This is a genomic window from Koromonas humicola (assembly GCF_059726255.1).
The window spans coordinates 901,761-913,260 of record NZ_AP040873.1 but is presented as its reverse complement, the minus strand read 5'-3'; the positions used below and the strand labels follow the sequence as shown (position 1 = coordinate 913,260).

Genomic DNA, 11,500 nt, shown 5'->3' with positions numbered 1-11,500 from the left:
TAACAAGAAGCCCCACAAAAAGTGGGGCTCATTCAATCGTGGCGACGTCCTATGCTTTCGCGACCTTCACCTTTTCTGCCATCTTCGCAATGCGCTTCTGAATCATTTGCACGCGCTTCTTCGCCTCAGGAGCCCCATTGACAGCCTTCTCGACCCCCGAAAGAAACATCGGATTGTCCAGCGCCTGCCGAATCTCCTTCAGAAACGGCTTGTACTTCGCATACACATACACCATCTCGCCGTTCCACGTAAAGAACAGCGCAGGATGCACCACATCATTCAGAATCAGCGAAGCCGCATTCTCCCAGTACGAAAACACCTGGCGTGCCCACGCATTTTCCTGCGTCCCGATCGCCTGGACCAACTGCAGCACATCCCCTGCGTCCTTCGGCTTGAATTCGTAGTTGACGAAATTTCGTGCCTTGCGCATCTCTGCCTCGCGCCGCATTTCATACAGCTTTATGCAAAGCTCGGCATCCGCTGCAGTTGCTTTCCGTGCTCTTGCCATTGGTCAGTCCTCCTGTGAACTCCAGAACTCAATCATACCCTTGGCTCTTGTAGAGCGCGTTTCTTGCTAAGCAACAACAGGGTGTCATCCTGAGCGAAGCGAACGTCCCCTATTCCGCTCAAACCTCACTGCCCCAATGGTGCCCTTTCGTCGGGCGCTAACCTGGGAGAATACTGCGCTCCATCACCCCTACCGCCCTGCCGCCATCTGCGGATACGCCCCACTCACCTTGACCAACAACCGATGAAACCAATGCACTCCGCGCACCGGGTCCAGATACATGAGCGGACACTGCCCCGGCACTACCGCCATACCCCGCTCGCGGCAGAACTCAACGGCCTTCTCACTGACCGCTCCCTGCCCACCGCCTCTGTACATCCAAATCCGTTTGATTCCAGCATCCGCACAATCGCGTACCACCGCGTCAGTCACCGTAGGAGATGTCAGCAACAGCGCTCCGTCCGGCACAGGCTGAATATCCTGCACACGCGCAAAGCACAGTTGTCCCAATACCTCCGCCACATTGGGATTCACCGCAAACACCTCGCACCCACGCCGCCGAAACTCCTTCACCAGCACCGCGCCAATGCTGTGACGGTCGCGCGAGAGCCCTACAAAAGCAATCCGCTTCTGCTTCAGGAAGTTCTCAATCGTACTCAGAGACACATTCGCCTGCGCCATACTGAACCCCCATAGGTTGTAATCTTCGTCCGAAAGTTGCGCAGGCGCAGTGATTGACCGCATTCAAGCCAGCTGCGATCCCGAACCGGGAATCCAGCCCCTCTCAAGGAGCACGGACTATGAGCTAACACTGCTAATAATCAGCGATTTGTCTCCAGAGCTGCACTACAATTCGCGCATGCAACTACGCACTGTTCTGATAGCGGTTGTATTGCTTACAGGCACCTCCCTCCGTACACAAGCTCAGAACGTCCCTGGCTCCTGCGGTTCTCGCGATTGGTTCCAATTACAGCAGCACTTAGCGGTTAGCGGAGGTTCTTCGCTTTGCCTCGGTGTCCTGAATTCCAGCCTCAATCAACAAGTTGACGCCGAACATGAACTCAATGCCGTGATTCGTCGCATGCCGCACGGCGACACGGCCATCGAAGCGCTTGAGGCACTCGGCACAATGTATTTCAGAAATGGACGATATCGAGAAGCACTGGCGCAACTTGAGCGCACTATTTCTGAGAAGCCCGACGTACAAGACACGCGCGCAATGCATTCACTCTTTGCTGCGCTTGCCAAGCATCCCGACTTGAAGGTCGCGAGCAGCAGAATCTCAACCGTTCAGGGCGAGGTAATCGGCAACAATCTCTTCTTGCCTGTAACAATCAATGGAGTAGCTGCCACCTACCTCTTGGACTCCGGAGCAGGACTATCCGTAATCTCCGATTCCGAGGCGCGCAGATTGGGTCTGCAGGTAGAGGAGACCACGTCGAAGATGTCTGACGTGAGTGGGGTTTCTTCTTCGATGCGTCTGGCTCATCTTTCGGACTTGTGGCTCGGAAAGACTCATCTGAAGAATGTTGCCTTTGCCGTTTATCCGGACGCGAACACACCATTCGCCGATCTGCCCCCGACACACAAGGGAGTACTCGGAATCTCAGTCTTGATTGCATTGGGAGCAGTTCGCATTGACAACGACGATCACATCCAGATTGGCAAAGGCTCCAGCCCCGTCCCGGCTAGAAGTGTTCCGCTAGCCTTTGACGGCATAACGCCCTTGACGCAAATGGGCTTCAATGGAAAAACACTCAGCTTCACTTTCGATACGGGAGCTGAAACGACCTATCTGGGGCCAGTCTTTGCGAAGACATTTCCAGAACTGATGCGCACCGGGACTAAGAAGCAGCGGAGACTGACCGGTTTTTCCGGAAGCACTCTTCAGGAATCTGTCGAGTTACAGTCAGTCAGGTTCTCGCTTGGAAAAGAAGTCGAACTCGCACCGGCTACGGTCCTGCTCAAAGCCACAACAGAGACCAGCAATTGGGCCGCAGGAAACATGGGATTTGATCTCATAATGCAAGCGCGTCCAGTTACTATCGACTTCGCAAAGATGCAGTTGAGCGTCGAAGACCGGTGATGTTTCCGAAAGAACAATGAGTACCCCAGGTTCACGTAGCGAGGCGTAGTTAACCTGGGATAGCAAGGTGCCTACACTGCGATGACGCTTCAAGAAAAGAATCGCCCGATTGCCGCCGCGTCAAAGCTTGTCAACCCTCGGATGCCGACATTTTCTCGTAAACACCTCTGTTCAAAGCGCATAAACTTTGCGGCATGCTGAGGGGATTGCCTGCCCAACTTGTTATCCTGAAATAGAGAGCATTTCTGCTCGGGATCGCCTTTATAGGTCAGACGTAAGTACCTTGTTTTCAAATTTTTGGCGGGAAATATGGGGGGGGGGGAGGCGGGGTCTAATCGACCTCCGCCTTCTGCATATATTTCGCCACATCGACGTTCCATTTCAGCTCTTTTTCAATCGACTGCTGCAAGGCTTCGGCTGAGTCAGGTTCGCCGTGAACGATGTGAGTCGTGTTCGGAGTTTTCTTAAACGTGTGCAGCCATTCCAGCAGTTCGCTCGCGTCTGCGTGGTCACTGAACTGTTCGAGTGACGCGACTTGCGCGCGCACCGGAACAATCTCTCCGAATATCTTGACCTCGCGCGCGCCGTCCTTGATTTGGCGTCCGCGCGTTTCCGCCGCTTGATAGCCGATGAACATGATCAGGTTGCGCGGGTCTGGCAAGCGTTGAATCAAGTGATGCTGAATGCGTCCGCCCATGCACATGCCGTTCGAGGAGACGATAATCGCCGGAAAGTGACTGTCGTTGATCCGCTTCGATTCTTGCGGCGTGCTGGCGAAGTGAAACTCCGGCCATGACAGCGGAGAACCATAGCGAGAGATCAAGTCGCGCGTCTCAGCAGTGAACTCCTCTGAGTGCTTCAGGAAGATCTGCACCGAGTGAATCCCCATCGGCGAATCCGCATACACGGGAATGCGCGGAATCTGTCGTTGCTCCATCAACTGCTTGAGCATGAAGAGGAACTTCTGCGTGCGCTCCACCGCAAATGCCGGAACGACGATTGTGCCGCCGCGCTTCACGGTTGCGTTGATCAGGGCAGCCATTTCGGGCATCACGTCCGCATCCGGATGCTCGCGGTTTCCGTAAGTCGATTCCATCACCAAGACATCCGGCGACTCGCCCTCGGTCGGTCCGGAGTGAACGACCTTGCCTGGAGCGATCTTGCTATTGCGCACGCGCCCGATATCTCCGGTGAACAGCAATGTGCGTGACGAGCCATTCTCCCTCAAGGAGATCTCGGCCATCGCCGCACCCAGAATGTGTGCCGAGCTCACGAAGCGGAAGCTGATGCCATCCGCCAGTTTCACCGTCTCGCCGAACGGCACCGCGCGGAACCGAGACATGCACCGTTGCGCCTCCTCCATCGTGTACAGCGGCAACGCGGGCGTGTGCTTGGAGCTCTTGTGCTTGTTGTGGAATGCCGCGTCTTCCTCCTGTAAGTAGCCAGAGTCAGGCAGGATGATGCCGCACAGATCAACCGTCGCCGGAGTAGCGTAAATAGTGCCTTCGAAGCCTTCCTTGTACAGACGAGGGAGCCAGCCGCAGTGGTCCAGGTGAGCATGAGTCAGGATGACGGCATCAACGGTCTTTGCCGGAACTGGCAAATCAGTCCAGTTCTTCAGCCGCCACTCTTTCTTACCCTGAAAGAGTCCGCAGTCCACCAGAAGTTGAAAGGATGAGGTCCGAATGAGGTGTTTGGAACCTGTAACCGTTCCAGCAGCGCCGAGGAATTGAATGTAGCTCACGTTATTCCCCCTGAACGACACACCACCTTAGGACGTTCAGAGGGAACTTGCAACGATGTTATTGCGCAGGCGCAGGAGAGGTCGTCACGGGAATCACGTTGTCACGACGCTCCGCTTCGGGAACACTGCCGTCGTTTACCTCGGCTTCCGTCGGCGTCATGTCGAATGGCACTCGCACGATCGCCTTCTGTTTGGCCGGAACCACCACGCGTTGCGTGCTCTCACGTCCAGCAGCACGCACTGCGACCGGAACTTCACACCAGGCTTCACCTTGGTTCTCGATAGTCACGGCTGTTACCGTCTGCTGTCCAAGCGTCTGGCGCACGTAAGCCGAATCCACATGGAGTTGCGGCAAGCCGCGGTCGCGATACACCCAATCATCGAAGAAGGTCTCCAGGTCACGCTTCCCTGCTACCTGCTTCTCGACGAGGTGCTGCACGTATCCTGAGTCGCGGTCATTCGCCGCTCGATACTGAGCGAGCGCCGCCTGCAGCGCCCGGTCGCCCACCATGTCACGCAGCATCCACCAGACGAATGCGGACTTGGTATGTAGGAACAGTTCGTCAGCAGTTGAGATGAGCGGCTGCGGGCCACTGCCAGGAAGCTCATCATCCTTGTGGTTCTCTCCCACCTGCGGGGCGGTGTGTGATTGCTGCTCGGCCACGGCCAGCGCCGAGGCAAACTGGCCCAGATACGCCAGTGCAGCCCGACGTCCTGCCTGACGCTCTCGGATGAGCGCCTGCCCGAAGTTGGCCAGCCCCTCACGAATCCACAGACGCGGTGAGTCCACCATCGTATGAACCACCGGACGTGCCATTGCCACTTCGGCTGCCGTGTGCGTCACCGACTTTAAGGGCACGAAGTAGTACGACCCGGCGTCATACGGCAGAGCGTTGGGATCGGTGAGTTCCACCACAACCACCTTGCTTCGCGGAGCCCCGAACCACTCCTGCAGCGGTGGCGCCACCGACTCGATAGCCGACATGTAGTCCCGAGCAAACCCGGTATGCCCCGCTGTGTAATACCCCGCCACCCTCGGCCGATCCGTAGTCTCCGCCGGATCATTCAGCAACACAATTACGGGATCAACGCCGCGGAACTCGTCCGTGATTTCCTTGCCTGTTTTACCTTCAGAGCCATTGGTAACAAACGCGAATCTGGAATCGTCATCCTCGGGTTGAGTAGGCGTTGCGATGTGAACATGTAATACCGACGAAGACTGGCGTTCGCGCCACTCGCGCAAGGTCTCGAACAGTTCATTGCCTCGCAGGACATTCGCCGCATCCATTGACACCGGATACCACGCTACAAATCCGACGCCCCTGAAAGCGGTAAAGTTATCGCCAATAGCGTCCCAGTCACTACGAACAGCCACGTCCTCAGGAGTCCCAATGCGCTCCAGCCGACCACTACTCTTGTCCACCGTGCCCGCGTACCGAACCCCAAGCTGCACGGTGTTGCCTGCGGCGACTGGCTTCTCCAACTTCACGATGGCCTCGCTCAGTTGGCCGGTGTGGTCAATGTCACTGGTGTAAGTTTGGCTCAACCACTCAACAGGCGCTCCGCCTATGGTCACCGATAGCCAGCGCAAAGAACTGGAAATCTGCAGAACAACTTCGTGTTGCGGCTGCTTGGAGATGTTGCGTAGCTCTAGCTTTCCATCCACCGACAGACCGTGTTGATGCGGATCGACCGTCGCTTGCAGGTCATATCGTGTGAAGCTGAAAGCATTTCGATCCAGCGCCCATCCTGGTGTTACTCCGACAGCGCACACCACCACCAACAGCCACAACCGAAGCAAGGACGGCACAGCTATTCCTCTCTCTTCTTCTTTGCAGACTTCTGGACGGCAGGCCTTTGCGCCGACCGACGCTGCCGCTGCACTTCGTACATCACGATTCCGCCGGCGACAGAGACATTCAGAGAAGAAACAGCGCCCATCATCGGGATAGAAACCAAGATGTCGCACTTGCGGCGCACGAGGTCGTGCAATCCTTTGCCTTCAGCGCCTAGAACAATGGCGCAGTTCATGTTGTAATCCACTTCGTCGTAGGTCTTGTCCCCGCGCTCGTCGAGTCCCACAATCCAGACGTTCTGGTCCTTCAATTCCTCAAGCGTGCGTGCGATGTTCACCACGCGAGCTACGCTGAGATTTTCACTCGCGCCCGCGGAAGCCTTGACGACCGTTCCTGTGATCCCCGCAGCACGGCGCTCGGGAATCACAACCCCATCCACGCCTGCTCCGTCGGCAGAACGAATCAACGCCCCAAGATTGTGCGGGTCTTCGACGCCGTCGAGGACGAGCAGGAAGTTGTGTTCGCCGTGTTTCTGTTCGAGTAACTCCTCCACGCCGGAGTATTCCTTGCGTGAGGTAATGGCCATGACACCCTGATGTGTGTTCGTCCGGGTCTCACGATCTATATCTTCGCGAGGAACGAAACGCACGCTGATTCCCTGCGCCCTGCAATCGTCGATGATGTTCTGTAGTCGATGGTCAGTGCGGTCTCGGGACACCGCAACATAATCAAAGCGTCGGCCACCGCGCTTCAGGGCCTCGCCTATAGCATGAATACCGTAGAGGACTTCACTCATAACTCATCTAGTGTACGGCACATGCGCTTAGCTTCCGTTGCAAAAATGCCACACCCACTTTTCCAGCACCCCCGGGCGTTCTATACTCGTCTGTACTGATTGAGGTTGCCGAATGTCGCTATCCGTCATCATCGTCGACGACGAAGAGCTCGCGAGAGATGAGCTCTCATATCTGCTACGCGATCTAGAGGACGTCGACATAATTGGCCAGGGCAAGAACGGCATTGATGCCGTGAACCTGATCAAGGAGTGCTCGCCCGATCTTGTGTTCCTGGACGTACAAATGCCAGGACTGGACGGCTTTGCGGTAATCAAGAAACTCCTTGAGAAGAAGATTCCGTTACCCAACATTGTTTTCTCTACGGCATTTGACCAGTACGCGGTAAAGGCATTCGAGGTCAGCGCGCTGGATTACCTCCTGAAACCCTACGACAAGAAGCGCGTTTACCAGGCAGTTGAAAAAGCCCGCAAGGCGCTGGACACGGATGTTCCGCCAAACGAACGCCTCGACACACTGGTAAAACTCCTAGAGCAGCAAAAGCCTCAGACCACCAAGATATTGCTGAAGGCGAACAACCGCCTGTTCCTCGTCGATCAGAAGGAAATATGTTTCGCGTCGATCGAAGACGGCGTAATTACTGTTGTGGCGCAGAACATGGAAGGGCAATCTAATTGCCGCACACTAGAAGAACTCTTGGCCTCGCTTGACCCAAATCTTTTCTGGCGAGCGCATCGTTCGTATCTAGTGAACATCAATCGAATCAAAGAAGTCGTGCCGTGGTTCAAAAGCAGCTACCAGATACGAATGGACGACAAGAAGCAGACGGAAATCCCGGTCAGCCGCGCACAGACCCGGCGATTGCGCGATCTTTTCGGCCTGTAGAACCAGATTTCGCTCGCTTGCCACCAGAAACTCTCGGCCGGACGGGTATAATCAGAGGTATCCATGAAAGCCTACGTTTACGTGTCGATGAAAAAAAGTGTCCTCGATCCACAGGGGAAAACGATTCAGGGCGCTTTGACCAAGATGGGGTACAAGGGCGTTGCTGATGTTCGCCAGGGCAAGTATTTCGAATTGTCGCTCGACGGCAGCTTAGAACGTGATGCCGCGCGCGCAGAGGTCGAGCGCATGGCCCGCGAAATCCTTACCAATCCAGTGATCGAAGATTTTCATTATTCAATCGAAGACTAACTGGAATCCCAGAGCTGAAACTTAACCCGCCAATGCGGGTTTTTACAATTTTAGGGAGTCGCCCATGTGCGGAATTGTTGGATACGTTGGCAAGAAGCAAGTCGTTCCGGTAATCATTGATGGCCTGCGCCGTCTTGAATATCGCGGTTACGATTCGGCCGGCATTGCAGTGGCTGGCGGAAAGAACGGCCTGCAAATTCGCCGCGCCGAAGGCAAGTTGCGCAACCTTGAAGAGGTGATTCGCCTCGATTCGATCGAGGGCACGTACGGTATCGGTCACACGCGCTGGGCTACTCATGGACGGCCGAGCGAAGAAAACGCCCATCCACATCGTGATTGCACCGGGAAGATTGTCGTAGTTCACAACGGAATCGTTGAGAACTACCTGACACTGAAGAAGCAACTTCGCGATGAGGGCCATACCTACAAAACCGAGACTGACACTGAAGTCATCGCGCACCTGGTTGAGAAGTACTACCTTCTCGAGAATCCCGACAAAAAGGTCTCTCTTGAAGAAGCTGTGCGCATTACAGTGAAGCAGCTGAGCGGCGTCTTCGCACTCTCCGTGATTTGCAGCGACGAACCGAACAAGATCATCGCCGCACGAAATGGCCCGCCTGCCGTAATTGGATTGGGCAAAGACGAGTATTTTGTTGCTAGCGATGTCCCGGCAATCCTGTTCCACACGCGTGACTTATTCTTCCTCGGTGATGGCGATCTCGCCGTGCTTACGCCTGAAGGCGTGACACTCACGGATTTTGATGGCAAGCCGGTTCAGCGCGAAGTTCAGCACATCACCTGGGATCCGATAATGGCCGAGAAGGGCGGCTACAAGCACTTCATGCTCAAGGAAATTTATGAGCAGCCACGTGCAGTCCGCGACACCGCCATGGGAAGAGTTTCGTTCGATACGGGGAAAGTTTTCCTCGAGCATATGGACGTGTCGGATGAAGAGTTCCGCAATTTGAAGAAGCTGAACATCGCCGCTTGCGGAACGAGTTGGCACGCTGGACTCGCTGGCAAATACATGATTGAACGCCTTGCGCGTGTTCCAGTTGAAGTGGACTATGCCAGCGAATTCCGCTACCGCAATCCGCTCATCGACAAGAATGAAATGACGATGGTGATCACGCAGTCTGGAGAAACTGCGGACACGATCGCCGCGCAACGCGAATCAAAGGCACTCGGAGCCAAGACAATCGCCATCTGCAATGTGGTAGGTGCGATGATTGCGCGTGAAGCCGATGGAACCATCTACACACATGCGGGCCCCGAGATCGGCGTTGCCTCGACGAAAGCATTCACTGCCCAGTTGGTTGCGCTATTCCTGTTTGCGCTTCGCCTCGCGCAAGTCCGTGGCACAATCTGCGAAGAAGAAGCTGTGAAGTTGACCCAGCAACTCTCAAAGATTCCTGGACATCTTGAGGGAGTACTTTCGCACGAAGACGAGATCGAGGAACTGGCGCGCACGTATCAGCGAGTACAGGACTTCCTTTTCCTTGGGCGCGGGATCCACTTCCCGATTGCACTGGAAGGCGCTCTGAAACTGAAGGAAATCTCCTACATTCACGCCGAAGGGTACGCTGCTGGCGAAATGAAACATGGTCCGAACGCACTTATCGATGAGGACCTGCCTGTCGTCGTTATTGCCACTCAGGACAAAGATGATCCCGCATCGGTACAGCGATACGAGAAAACGATTTCGAATTTGAAGGAAGTCAAGGCTCGCTCCGGACGTGTGATTGCCATTGCAACTCACGGGGACGAGGACATTAAGGAGGCAGCGGACCACGTGATTTCCATTCCTCACGCGCCCGAGCTTCTGCTTCCAATTTTGGAAATTGTGCCGCTACAACTGCTGGCATACCACATTGCCGTACGCCGCGGATGCGATGTCGATCAGCCACGAAACCTTGCAAAATCTGTAACCGTGGAATAACTGCCCAAACTACGAGATGCGGCGCGTAAATTTACTAAAATTATGGAAATTTTGGGCATCGGTAAGCCGCGTAAATAGCGAAGTCTCCTCAAAGTGACTAAATCAGTAAAATTACGGAAATTTGTGACAAATCGCATCTGACTTATTCTCCGTCGTAATGACCGGTGGTCAGGCAGAGTAGGCAATACATAACTGCAACGGAGCAACGTAACCACACTCGACTGATCAAAAATCATAGCCATCAAGGGCTCCCCCCGGCCGACGGGCTGCCGCACTGGAGGCGCTTAATAGTTTCGCCTACTGTTCAACAATTTCACCTACTGTGTAACAATTTCGCAGACTGGGGCACAGATCATAGTGCCCCTTTTGATGTCTGGCGGATCCGTCATTAGCGGTTCTTCTCGCGCTGAGGCCTAAGGAGCAGCGAATCCCGCTTGGAACGTAATGCATGAAGTTCCTGTTCGAGTGTCACTGAGGTCGTTCTTGCTGGGAGCAATCAATCCTGCCACCCAGTGCAGAGATATGCTGCCGCTGATGCAGAGTTAAGCTGCCACACAGATCATGGGACGCCTGCAAGTCGCTGTTAAATCGAGTGAATCTTGCATGCGTGCCCATTCATTGCTGCAAGCGATTCCATTCGAATCCTGCCCCTTCTTCCAACTTGGGGGTGCCAAGTCCAGCCGTCGCATCCTTGGCAGGCATGCATTCCAAACTCTCAAACGATTCTGCTACCCCGACGTACCGGGTCTCTGGATAATGAACGGGAAGGGCTGTTTTGCATTCGTTTACCAGAGGAGTCGGCCTGCATGCATCAGCGTCGCCTGGCTTGGACAATCGTTCTCGTCGCAATCGTGGCTGGTGCGGCATGGCTTTACAAGAGCGGTCAGCGCACTATGGTACCCGAAGTCAAAGAGTCTTTGCGTAGAGCCACGCCAGTCGGAAGCTGCAGAATAGATGTAGAGAACTATTTAGCTTCCCGGAGAGTGGCGCACTCATCCGATCGCGGCGTTGTGATTGCAATCATCCCAGATGAAACACAATCAAGAACGCAGATCGTAAGAAAAGACTTCAAGGTTATATTCCATTTCGATCGAACAGATCGGCTGTCTCTAATCAACGTGGAAGAGGTCTTTACTGGGCCATAGCAGCCGAACCATCGCAGTTCCCGGACGCCTCACTAGCTCTCCGCTGCCTCGCTCAGATCTGACCCCCTGAGCTTAAGACGAGGGTGGCAGAATCAAGCTAACTGGGCGGCAGCTTAACTCTGCGCTATAGCCGGGCCAGCGGCAGCATATCTCTTGCACTGGGTGGCAGCTTTCAAATGCCGCCAACACGTTCTCCTACCTGATTGCCTAGTGGTGCGCTTTTATGCTGTTATGGGCAGGGATCCTAAACCGGGTGACGTTTATAAATATCCAGTGTCCGGAATGCGAGCCGCC

9 protein-coding genes are annotated in these 11,500 nt (G+C 54.9%); 4 read left to right on the top strand and 5 right to left on the bottom strand.

Annotated elements, in window-relative coordinates; all coding sequences use genetic code 11:
* Positions 1-49 precede the first annotated feature (49 nt).
* Together AC6IZD_RS04030 and AC6IZD_RS04025 are read right to left on the bottom strand one after the other, a co-directional pair.
* Complete coding sequence (locus AC6IZD_RS04030; protein ID WP_497786397.1) at positions 50-508, bottom strand: DUF4760 domain-containing protein; 459 nt, start codon at positions 506-508, stop codon at positions 50-52.
* A gap of 189 nt (positions 509-697) precedes the next feature.
* Complete coding sequence (locus tag AC6IZD_RS04025; RefSeq protein WP_497786396.1) at positions 698-1,252, bottom strand: CoA-binding protein; 555 nt, start codon at positions 1,250-1,252, stop codon at positions 698-700.
* A 115-nt stretch (positions 1,253-1,367) separates the two neighbouring features.
* Here AC6IZD_RS04025 and AC6IZD_RS04020 point away from each other — a divergent pair, with 115 nt between their 5' ends.
* Complete coding sequence (locus tag AC6IZD_RS04020) at positions 1,368-2,594, top strand: aspartyl protease family protein (protein WP_497786395.1); 1,227 nt, start codon at positions 1,368-1,370, stop codon at positions 2,592-2,594.
* A 331-nt stretch (positions 2,595-2,925) separates the two neighbouring features.
* Here AC6IZD_RS04020 and AC6IZD_RS04015 read toward each other — a convergent pair whose 3' ends face one another.
* The 3 genes from AC6IZD_RS04015 to rlmB are packed head-to-tail and all read right to left on the bottom strand — an operon-like array spanning position 2,926 to position 6,930.
* The gene (locus AC6IZD_RS04015) at positions 2,926-4,338 is read right to left on the bottom strand and encodes an MBL fold metallo-hydrolase RNA specificity domain-containing protein (protein ID WP_497786394.1); all 1,413 of its coding nucleotides are present in this window, start codon (positions 4,336-4,338) and stop codon (positions 2,926-2,928) included.
* 58 nt (positions 4,339-4,396) lie between these two features.
* Positions 4,397-6,148, bottom strand: a complete 1,752-nt coding sequence (locus AC6IZD_RS04010) for a M1 aminopeptidase family protein (protein ID WP_497786393.1) — start codon at positions 6,146-6,148, stop codon at positions 4,397-4,399.
* A 2-nt stretch (positions 6,149-6,150) separates the two neighbouring features.
* Positions 6,151-6,930: a 23S rRNA (guanosine(2251)-2'-O)-methyltransferase RlmB gene (gene rlmB, locus AC6IZD_RS04005; RefSeq protein ID WP_497786392.1), complete on the bottom strand. Its 780-nt coding sequence runs from the start codon at positions 6,928-6,930 to the stop codon at positions 6,151-6,153.
* Positions 6,931-7,042: 112 nt separating this feature from the next.
* Here rlmB and AC6IZD_RS04000 point away from each other — a divergent pair, with 112 nt between their 5' ends.
* From AC6IZD_RS04000 to glmS, 3 genes are all read left to right on the top strand, one after another.
* The gene (locus AC6IZD_RS04000) at positions 7,043-7,813 is read left to right on the top strand and encodes a LytR/AlgR family response regulator transcription factor (RefSeq protein ID WP_497786391.1); all 771 of its coding nucleotides are present in this window, start codon (positions 7,043-7,045) and stop codon (positions 7,811-7,813) included.
* A gap of 63 nt (positions 7,814-7,876) precedes the next feature.
* On the top strand, positions 7,877-8,122 hold the full coding sequence (gene purS / locus AC6IZD_RS03995; RefSeq protein ID WP_497786390.1) for a phosphoribosylformylglycinamidine synthase subunit PurS: 246 nt from the start codon (positions 7,877-7,879) through the stop codon (positions 8,120-8,122).
* Between the two features lie 64 nt (positions 8,123-8,186).
* Positions 8,187-10,061, top strand: a complete 1,875-nt coding sequence (glmS, locus tag AC6IZD_RS03990; protein WP_497786389.1) for a glutamine--fructose-6-phosphate transaminase (isomerizing) — start codon at positions 8,187-8,189, stop codon at positions 10,059-10,061.
* The last annotated feature ends 1,439 nt before the right edge of the window (positions 10,062-11,500 follow it).

What these genes read in the sequence shown, in the direction of transcription:
- AC6IZD_RS04030 (WP_497786397.1), bottom strand. Translation starts at nt 508, where the DNA reads ATGGCAAGAGCACGGAAAGCAACTGCAGCGGATGCCGAGCTTTGCATA.
- AC6IZD_RS04025 (WP_497786396.1), bottom strand. Translation starts at nt 1,252, where the DNA reads ATGCGGTCAATCACTGCGCCTGCGCAACTTTCGGACGAAGATTACAAC.
- AC6IZD_RS04020 (WP_497786395.1), top strand. Translation starts at nt 1,368, where the DNA reads ATGCAACTACGCACTGTTCTGATAGCGGTTGTATTGCTTACAGGCACC.
- rlmB (WP_497786392.1), bottom strand. Translation starts at nt 6,930, where the DNA reads ATGAGTGAAGTCCTCTACGGTATTCATGCTATAGGCGAGGCCCTGAAG.
- AC6IZD_RS04000 (WP_497786391.1), top strand. Translation starts at nt 7,043, where the DNA reads ATGTCGCTATCCGTCATCATCGTCGACGACGAAGAGCTCGCGAGAGAT.
- purS (WP_497786390.1), top strand. Translation starts at nt 7,877, where the DNA reads ATGAAAGCCTACGTTTACGTGTCGATGAAAAAAAGTGTCCTCGATCCA.
- glmS (WP_497786389.1), top strand. Translation starts at nt 8,187, where the DNA reads ATGTGCGGAATTGTTGGATACGTTGGCAAGAAGCAAGTCGTTCCGGTA.